Genomic DNA, 14926 nt, shown 5'->3' on the forward strand with positions numbered 1-14926 from the left:
GGGAGCCGTGTGGGGGGCGGGTTATAGAAGCGGCGTCATGCACGCCTACGCCGCTGAGCTGTCGCAGGAACTGGGCCTGAGGCCCGAGCAGGTGGACCGCACCCTGGCGCTGAACGCCGACGGAGCCACCGTCCCCTTCATCGCGCGCTATCGCAAGGAGGTCACCGGAGGGCTGGACGAGGTGCAGATCCAGACCATCCTGGACCGGGCCGGCGAGCGCGCCGAGCTGGACTCGCGCCGCGAGACGATTCTGCGCTCCGTGGAGGAGCAGGGGAAGCTGACGCCGGAGCTGGCGAAGGCGCTGAAGGCGGCGAAGACGCGCACCGAGCTGGAGGACCTCTACCTGCCGTACCGGCCCAAGCGCCGCACGCGCGCGGCGATTGCCCGGGAGCGCGGGCTGGAGCCGCTGGCGGACCTCCTGTGGAAGCAGGATGGCCGCAAGGGCGAGGACGCGGACGCGAAGGTGCGGCCGTTCGTGAACGCGGAGAAGGAGGTGCCGGACCTGGCGGCGGCGCTGGCGGGGGCTCGGGACATCTGCGCGGAGCGGGTGAGCGAGGACGCGGGGCTGCGCCGCGAGTCGCGCGAGGTGTGCGCGAAGCGGGGCACGCTGCGCTCGGACGTGGTGCCGGCGAAGAAGGGCGAGCCCACCAAGTTCGAGAACTACTACGGCCACGAGGAGCCGCTGTCGCAGGCCCCGTCCCACCGCGTGCTGGCGCTCCTGCGGGGTGAGGAGGAGGGCGTGTTGAAGGTGCGGCTGAACATGCCGGACGACGAGGTGAAGGCGCTGCTCGCGAGCCGGGTGGTGACGAAGCCGCAGGCGCTGTTCGCCTCGGAGCTGCGCGCGGCGGTGGAGGATGGGTGGGAGCGGCTGATGGGGCCGTCGCTGGAGTCGGAGCTGCGCGCGGAGCTGAAGGAGCGCGCGGACAAGGGGGCCATCGGTGTGTTCGGAGAGAACCTGCGGCACCTGTTGTTGACGGCGCCGGCGGGGGCTCGGGCGGTGCTGGCGTTGGACCCGGGGCTGCGCACGGGCATCAAGCTGGCGATGCTGGACAACACGGGGAGCGTGGCGGAGACGCTGACGCTCTACTCGGAGCGCAGCGCGGACGAGCGGGCGCGGGCGGCGAAGCTGTTGTCCGCGGTGGTGCAGAAGCACAAGCCGGAGCTCATCGCGGTGGGCAACGGGACGGGCAGCCGCGAGGCGGAGACCTTCGTTCGCGACACGCTGAAGGCGCTGGGGGTGCAGGTGCCGGTGGTGTCGGTGAGCGAGCAGGGCGCGTCCATCTACTCGGCGTCGGAGGTGGCGCGTGACGAGTTCCCGGAGATGGACGTCAGCCTGCGCGGCGCGGTGTCGATTGGGCGGCGGTTGCAGGACCCGCTGGCGGAGCTGGTGAAGATCGACCCGAAGAGCATCGGCGTGGGGCAGTACCAGCACGACGTGGACCAGGGGCTGTTGAAGAAGAAGCTGGGCGAGGTGGTGGACTCGTGCGTGAACGCGGTGGGCGTGGATGTGAACACCGCGTCGCCGCAGCTGCTCGAGCACGTGTCCGGCGTGGGGCCGTCGCTGGCGAAGAAGCTGGTGGCGCACCGCGCGTCGAAGGGGCGCTTCACCACGCGGCGGGAGCTGTTGAAGGTGAGCGGGCTGGGGCCCAAGACGTTCGAGCAGGCGGCGGGCTTCCTGCGCGTGCGAGGGCCCGAGCCGCTGGACGCGAGCGCGGTGCACCCGGAGCGGTACGCGGTGGTCGAGCGCATGGCGAAGGATCTGGGCGTGGATGTGGGAGCGCTGGTGGGCAACGCGTCGCTGGTGCGGAAGATCGACCCGAAGAAGTACCTGGGCCCGGACCTGGGCGAGATGACGTTGAAGGACATCCTGGCGGAGCTGGAGAAGCCGAGCCGGGACCCGCGTGGAGACTTCTCGGCGCCGACGATGCGTGACGACCTGCGCACGCTGGAGGACGTGAAGGAGGGGATGGTGCTTCAGGGCGTGGTGACGAACGTCACGGCGTTCGGCGCGTTCGTGGACGTGGGCGTGCACCAGGATGGCCTGGTGCATGTGTCGCAGATCTCGACGAAGTTCGTGAAGGACCCGTCCGAGGTCGTGAAGGTCGGGGACCGCTTGACGGTGCGCGTGCTGAGCGTGGATTTGCAGCGCAAGCGCCTGGCGTTGTCGGTGCGCGCGGCGCAGGAGGGCGGAGCGGCGCAGCCCTCGGGCAGGCCCGCGGTGGGCGGGGCTTCGGGAGCGGGGCGGATGACGGACCGGGGTGGGGCAGGGGCGCCTCGGCCGGGTGGTGGAGCGAGCGCGCGGCCTGGGGGACAGCAGGCCCCGGGCTCGTCGTCCGGTGGTCAGCGACCGGGTGGTGGTGGTGGTGACAAGAAGGGCCCGGAGCCGTTCAACAATCCGTTCGCGAAGCTGAAGCGCTGAGGCGGAGCCCCCGCTCGATGGCGCGGGTGCTCGAGATGCCCCCGCGCCCATGGGCCCCTTCTTTTGGACCTTGTGTGCCTGTGGGCCGGCCCGCATTTGCGAATTTGGTTCATGCGCGTTAACTATGTGGGCGCATGAACCAACGGCTCGGCAGCCTCCTCGAATCCTTCCTGGGCCACGTGTCGCACTCGCGTGGCCAGGTGCTCTCGCTCCTCTCGGAGCACGGCGTCACGGCCGACCAGGGCATCCTGCTGCGCCACGTGCGCGAGCAGCCGGGCGAGCCCCTGTCGAGCCTCGCGGAGCGGATGGGGCTCTCCCTGCCCTCGGTGAGTCAGATGGCCGAGCGCCTGGTGACGCTCGGCTATGTGACGCGGCGGGAGGATCCGGAGGACCGCCGGCGCAAGTCGCTCCAGGTGACTCCGAAGGCGAGCCGCTTCCTCACCGCATTCAAGAAGGTGCGCGCCGAGGAGCTCGCCCTGGGCTCCGCTCGCCTCTCGGAGCCCACGAAGCAGCGGCTGGTGTCCGCGCTCGAAGCCGCCCTCACAGAGCTCGAAGGAGAACCATCATGATGCAGCTGGACCACCTGGCCGTGGACGCACGCGACGTCGACGCGTCCTCCCGATTCCTCGCGCGGATCCTGGGCGCGCAGGCCCCCGTCCCCGAGGGCGCCGATGACGACATGCGGCGCATCGACCTGGACCACGGGTGCTTCGTCCTGTTCTCGGCCTCGTCCGAGCCGCGCTTCTCGCACGTGGCCTTCCGCGTCGACGCGAAGCGATTCGCGGAGGTCGTGGAGCGGCTCCAGGCCGAGCGCGTCCCCTTCGGCAATGACCACTTCGACACGGCGAACGGGCAGACCCAGGACCCCCTCGGTGGCGCGGGCCGCGTGTACTTCAATGACAGCAATGGCCACCTGTGGGAGGTGACGTGCTGAGCCCAGGCTCGTGCGCCACACCCCACCACTGAAACGTGGTGGGGCATGACGTCTGTTCATGTGCGGCGAAGCAATGACTGACGATTAGTAGCCCCAGCAGGCGCCGTTGTGGCCGTTGTAGCCAAGGGACCGGCAGAAATCGAACGCCGCCGAGGCGCAGTTGCCATAGCCCACCACGGAGACGTGGCCGACGACGTACCAATAGCTGACGGAGTCGTTGCACTCGGCCAGACAATAGTTGTTGCCGTCATAGCCGGTACACGTGGCGAACGCGCTGACCCGGCCGTCCTCGGACGACGTGTCGGGCGAAACCTGCTCCTCGGCGGGCGGCGTGACGGGCTCCGTCGCGCCACCCTCGTCCAACTCCATACCGCCACCACAAGCCGTTGCGACCACTGCGAACATCGTCAGAAGGGAGTGCCTCGCGAGATGCATGGTGGGTCCTGTCTGGCTTCGAGTGTCCGTGCGAATGGCAGACATCCGCCGGGAGCGCCTGGGATGGGCGCGGGACCCTTGTAAGGGAAGTCCATCCGGCCAGGGTATGGGCTGTGTCTGGATTGCCGGCTGCTTCACAGACACCGCGAGACAAACGCAGGATTCCAATCAATCCCTGGTGGATTCCCACGAGGCCGTGATGACCCCGTGGGCGCCTCTCACCATCAATCGAGCGGGAACTCGCGCACTTCCTCGGTGAGCCGCTGGATGCGCGCGAGCCTGCGCGCGTAGCGGTCCGTGCCGTTGCGCGTGTCGAACCGCGTGGCGATGGCCTGGGCCTGCTGGCGCATCCACGCGTGCAGCGCCTTCACCTCGTAGCCGCCGTCCGCTCGGTGCTCGGGGAACGACTTCGTCAGGCGCAGGCTCACCACGTCCCGGTCTCCCGCCGCCAGCACGCGCTCCAGCAGGAACGTCGCCGCGACCAGGAAGATGAACCGGTCATTGTAGCTGCCGTGGTCCAGCGTCCACTCCAGGTGCTTCTCCAGCACCGTCAGCCCTCGCGCCAGGTTGCCCGTCAGCGTCAGGAACTCCAGGTGGTCTCCCACCGTGGCCAGGAAGTCGCGGTTCTTCGACGTCAGCGCGTAGCCACGCCGGTGCAGCTCCGCCGCGCGCTCCAGCTCCCCCAGCTTGAACAGGGGATAGAGCAGCGTGCCCAGCGTCAGGTGCGGAATCTCCGCGCACTTCACCCGCCCGTCCAGGATGGGCTTCGCCTTGCGCAGCGCCTGCTCCCACTCGCCCTTCTCCACGTGGTGGTCCAGCTCGTCGTCCAGCTCACACGCCCGGCAGTCCGTCAGGTGGTCCCGGGGCGCCGCGAGCCACGCCTCCCACAGCCGGTCCACCTCCGCCGCGTCATCCCCCATGTCCCGCGCGGCCTGGTAGCGCAGCTTCAGTACCGAGCGCTTGCCCGCGTCCACCTTGGTGAAGCACTGCTCGATGTCGTCCAGCGCGTCGACGATCTGCTTGCGGGAGATGTGCGGGAACTCCTTGATGCGCCCCACCACCCACTTCTGCTTCCAGAGCATCGCCTCCGGGTCGAAGCGCTCCGGGTCCTTCTTCTGCTGACCCCGGCACCACGCGAAGGCCACCAGCGCCTTGTCCGGGTAGCCACCGAAGGTCGCCGCGTCGATGAGGTCGTCACGCAGCTCGTAGCCCAGCTGCACGTCGCCGTGCGAGTCGGCCATCCGCACCGCTTCCTCCAGCAGCCGCACCTTGCTCTCGCTGGAGCGCTGCCGGCTCGCCCTGTCCCAGAGCGCCTGGGCCTCCTCGCGCCAGTCCGTCGACATCAGTGCAGCCCTCCCGAGCTTCCGCCTCCGTCACTCTCGCCGCCGCCACCCGTGCCCAATTGCGCGGAGATGAGCCCCAACAGTCCCTGGTTCAGCAGCGTCATCTCCTGCGCGTTCAGCGGGTGCTGCCCGAGCAGCAACGCCTGCACGTAGAGCATCTCCACCGACAGCTTCATCATGTTCCGGTCCGACACCGCCGCCAGCCGCCGCACCACCGGATTGTGCAGGTTGAAGCACAGCTGCACCGGCTCGCCGCCCGCGGCGGCCATGACGCCCTCCAGCACGCTGGCGTACAAGTCGTCGGACTCGTCGCGGGCCCGCTCGGCGTCACGCCGGAACGAGCCCTCCTCGTCCGAGCTGTAGAGCGTGGGCACTTCGGCCGGGAAGAACTTCTTCACCGCCACGCCGCAGTGGAACGGCGCCAGCACCTGCTCGGCCGTGCGCAACAGCGGGAACACCGCGTCGCGCTCGTCCAGCGTCAGCTCCTCGAAGCTCTGCGGTAGGTCGGACGAGGAGAACGGCTCCACCTGCGCGTCCTGGATGACGTGCGGCAGCTTCTCCAGCAGCGCCGCGTCGTGCGTGTAGGCCGCGTTGATGATGCACAGCCCCTGCGCGCCCGCCACCCGCGCCACCTGCCGGAAGCCATCCAGCGTGGACGTGTAGCGCACCACCGGGTACGCCCGGCGGTACTCCGAGAGCGTCGTCACGCCCAGCGACGTCTCGAACGGCAGCCACCCGATGACCAGCCGGTAGAAGTCGTCGTCGTCCAGCGCCAGCGCCTTGACGCTCAGCCCATGCAGGCCGATGAGCCGCTGGAGCGCGCGCGGGTCCTCGTGCGCCAGGTCCATCAGGTACTTGCGCAGCCCCTGTCCCAGCGCCACGCGGGCCTGGGCGAGCGAGTCATCCTCGTAGAACGACTCGCGGCTGGCGGTGGGCCTGAGCGCGTTGGCGTTCACCACGCACTTCACGAAGAAGGCCCACTCCGGCAGCAGGTTCTCCGCGCTCTCCGAAAGCAGCATGTGCTTCAGGTACACGCGGTGCTTCTGCTTCGCGTTGAAGTGCGGCGACGCCGGCAGCACGAAGGCCACCCCGTCCACGTCGCCCGCCTCGGAGCGCAGCGGGATGCAGTCGATGAAGTCCGTCTCGAAGACCTCGCGCCCGTAGTCGAGCAGCGCCTTGCGACGCTCGGCCGCGCTCGCGTACTCGCGCCTCCACGGCGGCCCGTCGGCGTCCAGCCGCTCCACCTCGCCGCCCACCGACAGCTGGATGGGGAAGGGCAGCAGGCCGCCGTAGTGCCGCGCCAGCTGGCGCACCCGCTCCGCCGCGAACCACTCCGCCATGTCCGCTCGGGCCACCAGGAACACCTGCGTGCCCGGCTTCTCCAGCGGGTGCGCGGACTCCTGGACCGCGTAGGTGCCGTCGTGCCGGCCGCGCCACTCCAGCGTCCGCCCGTCCCCGCGTGCCGAGCGCGTCACGAGCAGCAACTCGTCGCACACCATGAAGCACGACAGCAGGCCGATGCCGAACTGGCCGATGAAGTCCTTGCGGCGGGCCTCCAGGGCCTCGCGCTTGGAGGACTCGCCGATGGTGGCCAGGAAGCGGTGGATTTCTTCTTCCGTCAGGCCTACCCCGTCGTCGCTGAAGACCAGGGTGGGGGGGCCTCCGTCCTGCTTCTCCACCAGCTCCAGACGCACGGTGCCGGTGTGGGAGGGCTCCAGGTGCTGGCGGGCCCGGATGGCGTCGGTGGCGTTCTGGAGCAGCTCTCGGAGGTAGACGCCGGGGGAGCTGTACAGATGGTGGGACAGGAGGTCGATGACCCCACGGAGGCTGACTTGGAATCGGTGGTCCACGCTGGGTCCACCATCCTTCCCGGAGGGCGTCATGTCGACCGTTCTTTCGAGATTGCGGCCTTCGCGCCGCCGGGGCATCTGTCCGCCCCGGGGCAGGCGATGTGCGCAGGCCCTTGATTGGCCGCCCGGACAGTGCCAAGCGGCGGCCCGGCCGGGGGTGTGCCCTCGTGGCAACCCGGCGACACGTCGAGACTTTCGACCCGAGAGAGGACAACCATGCGGAACGAGCTCAGGGCAGTCGCGGTGGGGGCGCTGTTGACCTTCGGTGGCACGGCCATGGCGCAGGACGCCGCCACGCCCCCGGCGGCCCCGGCCCCGAAGAAGGCGGACGCCGCGAAGCCCGCGGCCACCAAGGGCAAGGTGGAGGTGACGTGGTGGGGCCACGCGGCCTTCGTGGTGCGCACCCCGGGTGGGGCGGTGATTGCCATCGACCCGTGGCTCACCAACCCGAAGGCGCCCAAGGACGCCCCGCAGCCGGAGGCGCTGGACGCCATCCTCCTCACCCACGGCCACTTCGACCACGTGGGCGAGGCCAAGGCGCTGGCGCAGAAGACGGGCGCCAAGGTGTTCGGCTCGTTCGAGCTGGTGAACCAGCTGGGCCTGCCGGAGACGCAGGCGGTGGGCGCCAACGCGGGCGGGACGTTCCAGGTGAAGGACGTCACGCTGCACCTGGTGGAGGCGGTGCACTCCAGCAGCTACCAGGCGGACCCCAAGGCCCCGGCGCAGTACGCGGGCGCGCCGCTGGGCTACGTGCTGAAGGTCGACAAGGGGCCCACGCTGTACCACGCGGGTGACACGGGCGCGTTCGAGTCCATGTCGCTCATCGCCACCCAGTTCAAGCCCACGGTGGCGATGCTGCCCATCGGCGGGCACTTCACCATGGGGCCCGCGGAGGCGGCGCAGGCAGCGCGGCTGCTGAAGGTGCAGAGCATCGTCCCCATGCACTTCGGCACCTTCCCGCTCCTGCAGGGCACGCCCGATGCGCTGCGTGGCGAGCTGAAGAAGACGCGCCCGGGCACGAAGGTGCTGGAGCTGGAGCCGGGCAAGTCCACGGCGCTGTAGGCCCGGGTCTGCGTCCGGGGTGGGACTCTTCCGGCGCCGTAGAAGTCTGGGTTCTGGAGGGGCTGACTCCGGGCGGTCGAATCTCCCGAAGGCCGGGTGGCGTCGCGGAGGCCCCCTGGGTTACATCCGGCGGACCGTCTCCAGGCGTCCGTCGGCGGGTCCGGGGGTGTTCCGGTGTTGGATTTCAGCAAGGCGGGGTGGTTGACCCCGCTCCTCAACGAGGCGGTCGCGGCCCATCTGGGGTCGCCCGCTCCGGAGGAGAGCGCCTTGCGGCTGGGGCCCGGGCGTGCCCGGGCTCGGGCGTATCTGCGGCGCACCCTGCGCGCCAGCGGGTTGTTGTACGGCACTCCCGCGGACGCGCCCACGGCGCTGGACGCGATGCCGGACACCGAGTTCCAGGCGCAGGCGCTGGAGGACCAGCTCTTCCACGCGGTGCTGCGCACGCTGGCGGCGCTCGCGCTGGAGCTGGCGCGGCAGGTGGGCGCGCCCGAGGGGCGCCGGGTGGAGCAGCTGCTGGTGCTCTTCTCCGTGCTGGGCGGGGAGCTGGTGCTGGCGGAGGTGCTGGCGGAGCAGCTGGCCCAGGGCAAGCCGGTGACGAAGCGGCAGGTGGCCAAGGTGGAGGTGGCGCTGCGCAAGCGCGAGCCCACGCTGGCCGGTGACCCCGTGTACGGGCTGGTGCTGCACAACGGCGCGCAGTACGCGGACGCGCAGCTGTTCTGTCGGCAGGCCATCGACTACTTCGCGAGCGGGCGCTTGTCGCGTGAGCAGACGCGGCGGCGGCTGGACTTCGCGTCGAAGCAGAAGGCGCTGCTGGTGGAGGTGCTGACGGGGCTGGCGTGCGTGGACCGGTTGCCGGGGACGCCCGCGCGGCGGGCCATCCTCAAGCAGGTGGAGGACCTGCGGCTGCCGGCGGCGATGGCGTCGGAGCTGAAGTCAGCGGTGAAGCAGTCCTTCGAGCGGCGGCGCTCGGTGCGGGACGTGGTGCGCCAGGTGCGCAGCGTGGACATGCGCCACTTCCTGCTGGAGCAGACGCTGCTGGCGGCGCTGGTGGACGGGGGGCGCACGCGGCGCGAGCGGGCCTTCATCGACACGCTGGCGGACGCGCTGCACGTGTCGAAGGAGGAGCTGCATCGGCTGGAGCTGGAGATGGCGGAGTTCTACGCGCGCCATCGCTCCATCGTGGATGTGTTCACGGTGCGGGACGCGGCCAGCGCCATGGGTGACGACATGGTGGCTGGCATGCAGGAGACGCTGGAGAAGAACTTCTACCGGCTGATGCAGGAGGTCCGCGAGACGGGGGACCTGGCGGTGCTGGTGGCGAAGGTGGCGCGGCGCCAGAAGCTCACGGAGGACGAGCGGCAGCGCATGCGCGCGCAGCTCATCGACGTGGCGAAGGCGATTCCGGCGCTCGCCATCTTCGCGGCGCCCGGTGGGTTGCTGCTGTTGGCGGCGCTGGCCAAGTTGCTGCCGTTCAGCCTGTTGCCCAGCGCGTTCCGGGACGACGACGTGCCCGACGTGCTCCCCGACGATGTCGAGGACTTCGGCCCGGAGCGCGAGGCGGGGTGAGACGGGAGGTCGGCCGCTTGGATGTCGGCCTGCCCTGGCTCCTGGCGTGAAGGCGCTGCCATCGGCGCGGACGGTCCCCAGCTTCAGGGGGCGGACCGGGCCCGCGTGGCGCCCATTCCCCGCGGGAGGAAGGCCGATGCGCGTCCATCAGCGTGATGTGGAGGTCGGCGTCGCCGGACGCCTGCTCGCGGGGTTCCTGTGTGTCCCCGAGCGGGCGAGCGGCCTGGTGATGCTCGTGGGGGACGAGGAGCTGGCGAAGGACTCCTCCGTGCGCGAGGTGCTGCACGCGGCGGGGCTCGCGACGCTGGGGCTCGACTGGCGCACCGCGGACGAGGAGCAGGCCGAGGACTGGACGGTGCGCGAGGGCGCGCACGTGGAGCTCATCGCGCATCGGCTGGAGGTGGCGCGCGACTGGTTGCAGCGTGACGACGTGTTGTCGCTGTTGCCCGTGGGATTCTTGGGGATGGGATTGGGCGCGGCCGCGGTGCTGGTGGCGGCGGCGCATCAACCTCGGGGTGTGCAGGCGGTCGTCACGCTGGGGGGAAGGCCGGACAAGGCGGGCTCGGTGGTGGCGGAGGTGCGCGTGCCCACGCTGGTGCTCGGGGCAGGGGAGGACGCGGACCGGGCGATGCTCGCGCGGCGGGTGTTCGACGGATTGGCGCCGGGGATGCGCAAGGGGCTCCAGTTGGTCGAGGGCGCGAGCCGGCGGTTCGAGGAGGCGGAGCCACGGGCGCGCGCGGCGCGCATGGCGGCGGCGTGGTTCTCGGATTGTTTCCGCGCGGTCGCGGGGCCCGGGGTCGTCGAGTGGAGCGAGGGCACCGCGTGACGTGGGTCGGAGCTCAGGCTGCGTCGGATTGCGCGAGCGCTCCTCCTGAGGGCGCGCGCTTCTGGGGGCTGCGTCGGTGCGCGGACTGTCCAGGTGTCTCCGCGCAAGCGATGGGATGGACAGGTGCGGCGCGAGGGCGCCGCGTGGCGTGTCCCAGTGAAGAGGGCGCGTCGGGCAGCGCAAGTACCTCGCATGGGGGCTCGCCCCACTGCGTGAAGTGGCGGGGTGCGAGCGGCCCGGGCGCCTCCGCGCGTGCGATGAGAAGGACGGGTGCGGCGCGAGTCCCCTGCGTGACGTGTCCGGGTGAAGAGGATGCGTCGGGCGGCGCGAGTGCTTCGCATTCGGGCTCGCCCTACTGCATTCAGTGGTGGTGTGCGAGCCGTCCAGGTGCCTCCACGCAAGCGACGGGACGGACAGGCGCGATGGCGCTGCCCGGGTGGTTCGGCGGTGGCCTCTCTCTCGTCACACGTTGGACAAGCGGGGACACCGCGACTGCGGGAGGTTGTCGGTGGATGTTGTTCCTCTCGACGCGCCATCCGGCCATGGCGGAGCCGGATGGGCGCAGGGGGCTTGAACGGAACGTGCGTTGGACCGCGCAGCGCTCGTCCGCACGGCGTTCCTCATCTCCGTGGCTTATCGATGCCTCACGTATGGGGCGATGGCGCTCGTCGCCTCGCATGGCGGGCGTTGTGCCCGGGCGTTACTCCGGGGATGTGGCGTGGAGGGGCGTGATGAGGGAGTCGCGAGGTCCATGAATGTGTTCCGGCGCCACTTGGAGTCGTTCGTCCGGGTGGAGCCCGTGCGCCCCGCGCTCGGTGCGGGCCTGCGCGCGGCGCTCGCGGTGGGCCTGCCCATGGTGGTCGCCGCCACCCAGCACCTGCCCGCCGTGACGTGGGTGGGCATGGCGGGCCTCTTCGTCACGCTCGTGGACCGCGGCGGTCCCTACCGCGACAGGGCCATCAACATGGGCGCGATGACGCTCCTGGGCGCGGTGATGGGGCTCGTGTCCGCGCTGCAGCTCCCCGACTGGGCCGATGTCCTGCTCACCCTCGCCTGGGTGACGGCGTGCGGCTTCGCGCGCTCCTATGGCGACACCCCCGGACTCATGGGCGTGGTGCTCGCCAACTACACGGTGGTCTCACTGGCGCTGCCCGCGCAGGGCTTCGCCGACGCGCTGTCCCGCTCCGGGTTGTTCATCCTCGGTGGCCTGTGGGCCATGATGCTCGCGCTGGTGCTCTGGCCGCTGCGCCCCTATCGCCCCGCGCGCCTCGCCATCTCCCGCTGCTACCGCGCGCTGGCCTCCCGCGCCGAGGAGGTCGGTCGCTGGCCACTCGAGGGTCCGCCTCCCCCCGCCAACCTGGTGGAGGTCGTCGACTGGGAGTCGCGCGTGCGCATGTCGCTCGAGGACGCGCGAAGCGTGCTGGCCTCCACCCGCCGCAACCGCGCGGGTGAGAGCAACCGGGGTGAGCACCTGCTCGTGTTGCTCGAAGGCGCGGACGCGCTGCTCGCGATGCTGGTCGCGCTGCCGGAGACCCTGGAGCTCGCGCCCCGCGAGCCTCGCTTCCACGCCCTGCGCGCCGAGATTCAGCGAGCGCTCGCGGACCACTCGCGGGACCTCCTGCACATCGCCCGTGCGCTGGAACAGGAGAAGCGCGAGGTGGAGTCCTCGGTCTGGAGCACGGACCGGGTCCGTCGCGCGCTCGCGTCCCTTGTCACCGAGGGCCGGTTGCCCGACTCCGCGCGCGCCGCGTACTCACATGCGGAGGCCCTGCTGGTCCGTCTGCGCGAATACTCGGAGGCCCTGCTGGAGGTGGCCAACCACCTGGAGGACGGCGGCCCCGTCGAGTCGGACCTGCCCATGGGGCCGCATCCCGCGTCGGCGCGGAGCCGTCCCCTGCTCGAGCCCCTGCGCGACAACTGGGGCACCGACTCCGTCATCTTCCGCCACGCGATTCGCCTGGGCATCACCGCCGCGCTCGCCACCGCGCTCGTGCGCGGACTCGGGCTGAATCACGGCTATTGGGTCATCATCACCGTCATCGTCGTACTCCAGCCCTACTCGGGGATGACCTTCGAGCGCGGGGTGCAGCGCGCCGCGGGCACGCTGCTCGGTGGCGCGCTGGCGGCGGGGCTGGTGGCGCTCGTGAGGGACCCGGTGGTGCTGCTCGGCGCCATCATGGCGTTCTTCGCCGTGGCCATCGCCGTGAAGCCCATGAGCCTCGCGGCCTTCCAGGTGCTGCTCGCGCCCGCGCTGGTGCTGCTCGCGGAGATCCAGACCGGAGACTGGGAGCTGGCCGGAGTGCGCGTCATCAACACGCTGCTCGGCGGCGTGCTGGCCCTGGTGGGCGCGTGGCTCCTGTGGCCCAGCCCCGAGCACTCGCGCTTCCCGGAGGAGGTGGCCAACGCGCTGCGCGCCGACCGCGACTACCTGTTGAGCGTGGCCTCCGCGCGCTCGGACGCGGAGCCCCAGGTGCGCGAGGCGCGGCGCAAGCTGGGCCTCCAGTTGCTGTCCGCGGAGGCCTCCTTCCAGCGGCTGCTCTCCGAGTGGCGCGGCTCCTCACACCAGCTCGAGCCCGCCATGGCGCTGCTCGCGTATGCCCGGCGCTTCGGCTCGGCGGTGACGGCGCTCGCCGCCAGTCGGCAGGGGCGCAAGGACCTGGCGCCCGTCATTGGCTACGCGGGCAACGTGCTCGAGGACCTGGCGCTCGCCGTGGAGCACCGCCGCGCACCGTCCCCGCTGCCCCGGTCCGCGGCGCAGGAGGGCCTGGACGTGCTCTCCCGCACCCAGATGGACCGGCTGGTGCGTCAGCTCACCGTGCTTCACAAGGCCACGGTGCGCGCGGCGCCGCAGCTCACGGGGTGAGTCCTCGAATCAGGTCCGCTCGATGCGCGCCAGCAGCCGGCGCAGGTCCTCGTTGACGCTGGCGTACTGCGTGACGCCCTGCTCGGCCTGGAGCTGCTTGCGCAGGTCCGGCAGCGACGTCTCGCGGACCTTCTTCGCCGCGTCCTGCGAGCCGTCCACCAACCACCCCATGGCGAGGATGAGCGCCAGGCGAACCTCCGTGTCGCGCTCGGACAGCTTCGCGGCGAGCGCCGGCGCGTGCTCCGCCGAGCCCGCGCGCCCCACCTCCAGCGCCGCGCGCTCCATCATCGGCTTGGTCGCCTTGTCCATGCGCTGCACCCAGCAGCCCGCGTTGCCCGTGCACGCCTGACCCGCCTCCAGCAGCGCCGCGTGCGCGGTGATTTCATCCGCGCGCTTCTTGCCCAGCCCCGCCGCGTCCTCGCAGCCTTCCTCCTGCGTGGCCTTGCAGTCGGCCGCGGTGCGCGCCGGCTCACCGGTGGCCAGCTTCTGCAGGATGGGCTGCTCGCGTGCGTCACCCAACATCGCCAGCCCCTTCACCGCCACCTCGCGCGCATACCAGTCACCCGTGCCCGCGGCCTTCTCCAGCGCGGGGAGCGCGTCGCGGCCGCCCAGCCGCACCAGCGCCTTCACGTACGCGTCACGCACCGTGGGGTCCGTCTCCAGCACCAGCGTCGTCAGCGGCTTCACCGCCTCCGTCGCGCGCAGGCGGCCCAGCGCGTCCGCCGCCTGCATCCGCACCAGCGCCTGGATCTGCACGTCCGAGTGCGAGAACGACAGCAGCTTGAGCAGCGGCTCCACCGCGCGCTTCTCACGCAAATCCCCCAGCACCGTCGCCGCCTTCATCGGGTAGCTGGCCGGGTTGACGCCGTTCGTCTTCGCCCACGCGAGCAGCTCCGCGTCACGCCCCTCCAGCGCGGGCAGCAGCGCGTCCGCCGCGGGCTGGCCCAGCTGGAACAGCGCGAAGCTGCTCTCCACGTAGAAGGACTTGCCCTTGCGCTCCTTGGTCAGCATCCGGATGAGCGCCGGCGCCGCGCGGCCGTCACCGATGTGGCCCAGCGCCTCGATGGCCTTCTTGTTGAGGAACGGCTCCACGCCCTCGTCCGTGGCCAGGACGATGAGCGGCTCCACCGCCTCCTTCGCCTTCATGCTCCCCAGGACTTGAATGGCCTCGATGCGCGCGTACGTGTCCTTGGCCCTCAACAGCGGCACCAGCGCGGGCACGGCGCGCACGTCGCCGATGGCGCCCAGCGCCGTCACCATCGCCTTGTTCGCCAGCTGCGAGGACATGTCACCCGCCGCCGGGTCGATGGCCGCCGACAGCGCCTCCACCGACGACGCGTGGTGCACGTCGCCAATCGCGCGGGCCAGCGCCGCCTTCACCTCGGGCTTGCGCTCCTGCGAGAGCGCCTCGTGCAGCATGGGCAGGAAGCTCTCGTTGACCTTCGTCTTCGTCCGCATCGCCTCGATGAGGCGCACCCGGTCCTCGGCTCGCCGCGTCTGCTGGAGCGTCCCGGCCCAGTAGTCGGGCGAGTTCGGGTCCGACTTACAGGCGACAAAACAGAGAACAGCGGCAACACACCACGCTGCGAGGGGGCGGCTCATCGAGGCTCCTGGGCGTCGTCTGCGGG

The 14926-nt window shown here is 70.9% G+C and carries 11 protein-coding genes; 7 read left to right on the top strand and 4 right to left on the bottom strand.

Annotated features, from left to right (window positions below; all coding sequences use genetic code 11):
* The first annotated feature begins 37 nt into the window (after positions 1-37).
* The 3 genes from AC6JA9_RS07830 to AC6JA9_RS07840 all read left to right on the top strand — a co-directional run bounded on the left by AC6JA9_RS07830 (position 38) and on the right by AC6JA9_RS07840 (position 3353).
* On the top strand, positions 38-2419 hold the full coding sequence (locus tag AC6JA9_RS07830) for a Tex family protein (protein ID WP_497959365.1): 2382 nt from the start codon (positions 38-40) through the stop codon (positions 2417-2419).
* 134 nt (positions 2420-2553) lie between these two features.
* Positions 2554-2988 carry a MarR family winged helix-turn-helix transcriptional regulator gene (locus AC6JA9_RS07835; RefSeq protein ID WP_497959366.1) on the top strand — a complete coding sequence of 145 codons (435 nt, stop codon included), beginning with the start codon at positions 2554-2556 and terminating at the stop codon, positions 2986-2988.
* The gene (locus AC6JA9_RS07840; protein WP_223746414.1) at positions 2985-3353 is read left to right on the top strand and encodes a VOC family protein; all 369 of its coding nucleotides are present in this window, start codon (positions 2985-2987) and stop codon (positions 3351-3353) included. The genes AC6JA9_RS07835 and AC6JA9_RS07840 overlap by 4 nt, the downstream gene beginning before the upstream one ends.
* 84 nt (positions 3354-3437) lie before the next feature.
* Here AC6JA9_RS07840 and AC6JA9_RS07845 read toward each other — a convergent pair whose 3' ends face one another.
* From AC6JA9_RS07845 to AC6JA9_RS07855, 3 genes are all read right to left on the bottom strand, one after another.
* Positions 3438-3722: a hypothetical protein gene (locus AC6JA9_RS07845; protein WP_223746415.1), complete on the bottom strand. Its 285-nt coding sequence runs from the start codon at positions 3720-3722 to the stop codon at positions 3438-3440.
* Positions 3723-4012: 290 nt separating this feature from the next.
* The gene (locus tag AC6JA9_RS07850; RefSeq protein WP_223746416.1) at positions 4013-5131 is read right to left on the bottom strand and encodes a hypothetical protein; all 1119 of its coding nucleotides are present in this window, start codon (positions 5129-5131) and stop codon (positions 4013-4015) included.
* Positions 5131-6981: an HSP90 family protein gene (locus AC6JA9_RS07855; protein WP_497959367.1), complete on the bottom strand. Its 1851-nt coding sequence runs from the start codon at positions 6979-6981 to the stop codon at positions 5131-5133. Before AC6JA9_RS07855 ends, AC6JA9_RS07850 begins: the two co-directional genes overlap by 1 nt.
* Positions 6982-7197: 216 nt before the next feature.
* Here AC6JA9_RS07855 and AC6JA9_RS07860 point away from each other — a divergent pair, with 216 nt between their 5' ends.
* The 4 genes from AC6JA9_RS07860 to AC6JA9_RS07875 all read left to right on the top strand — a co-directional run bounded on the left by AC6JA9_RS07860 (position 7198) and on the right by AC6JA9_RS07875 (position 13298).
* On the top strand, positions 7198-8043 hold the full coding sequence (locus AC6JA9_RS07860) for a metal-dependent hydrolase (RefSeq protein ID WP_223746418.1): 846 nt from the start codon (positions 7198-7200) through the stop codon (positions 8041-8043).
* A gap of 201 nt (positions 8044-8244) precedes the next feature.
* On the top strand, positions 8245-9609 hold the full coding sequence (locus tag AC6JA9_RS07865) for a hypothetical protein (RefSeq protein WP_497959368.1): 1365 nt from the start codon (positions 8245-8247) through the stop codon (positions 9607-9609).
* Between the two features lie 136 nt (positions 9610-9745).
* On the top strand, positions 9746-10435 hold the full coding sequence (locus tag AC6JA9_RS07870; RefSeq protein ID WP_194869399.1) for a dienelactone hydrolase family protein: 690 nt from the start codon (positions 9746-9748) through the stop codon (positions 10433-10435).
* Positions 10436-11186: 751 nt separating this feature from the next.
* Positions 11187-13298, top strand: coding sequence for an FUSC family protein (locus AC6JA9_RS07875; RefSeq protein ID WP_223784854.1), 2112 nt, complete (start codon positions 11187-11189; stop codon positions 13296-13298).
* A gap of 9 nt (positions 13299-13307) precedes the next feature.
* Here the strand turns inward: AC6JA9_RS07875 and AC6JA9_RS07880 are convergent, their stop codons facing one another.
* Positions 13308-14900: a HEAT repeat domain-containing protein gene (locus tag AC6JA9_RS07880; protein WP_141329901.1), complete on the bottom strand. Its 1593-nt coding sequence runs from the start codon at positions 14898-14900 to the stop codon at positions 13308-13310.
* Positions 14901-14926 lie beyond the last annotated feature (26 nt).

Source organism: Myxococcus sp. MH1 (assembly GCF_059738865.1).

What these genes read in the sequence shown, in the direction of transcription:
- AC6JA9_RS07850 (WP_223746416.1), bottom strand. Translation starts at nt 5,131, where the DNA reads ATGTCGACGGACTGGCGCGAGGAGGCCCAGGCGCTCTGGGACAGGGCG.
- AC6JA9_RS07835 (WP_497959366.1), top strand. Translation starts at nt 2,554, where the DNA reads ATGAACCAACGGCTCGGCAGCCTCCTCGAATCCTTCCTGGGCCACGTG.
- AC6JA9_RS07860 (WP_223746418.1), top strand. Translation starts at nt 7,198, where the DNA reads ATGCGGAACGAGCTCAGGGCAGTCGCGGTGGGGGCGCTGTTGACCTTC.
- AC6JA9_RS07830 (WP_497959365.1), top strand. Translation starts at nt 38, where the DNA reads ATGCACGCCTACGCCGCTGAGCTGTCGCAGGAACTGGGCCTGAGGCCC.
- AC6JA9_RS07840 (WP_223746414.1), top strand. Translation starts at nt 2,985, where the DNA reads ATGATGCAGCTGGACCACCTGGCCGTGGACGCACGCGACGTCGACGCG.
- AC6JA9_RS07875 (WP_223784854.1), top strand. Translation starts at nt 11,187, where the DNA reads ATGAATGTGTTCCGGCGCCACTTGGAGTCGTTCGTCCGGGTGGAGCCC.
- AC6JA9_RS07880 (WP_141329901.1), bottom strand. Translation starts at nt 14,900, where the DNA reads ATGAGCCGCCCCCTCGCAGCGTGGTGTGTTGCCGCTGTTCTCTGTTTT.
- AC6JA9_RS07845 (WP_223746415.1), bottom strand. Translation starts at nt 3,722, where the DNA reads ATGGAGTTGGACGAGGGTGGCGCGACGGAGCCCGTCACGCCGCCCGCC.
- AC6JA9_RS07870 (WP_194869399.1), top strand. Translation starts at nt 9,746, where the DNA reads ATGCGCGTCCATCAGCGTGATGTGGAGGTCGGCGTCGCCGGACGCCTG.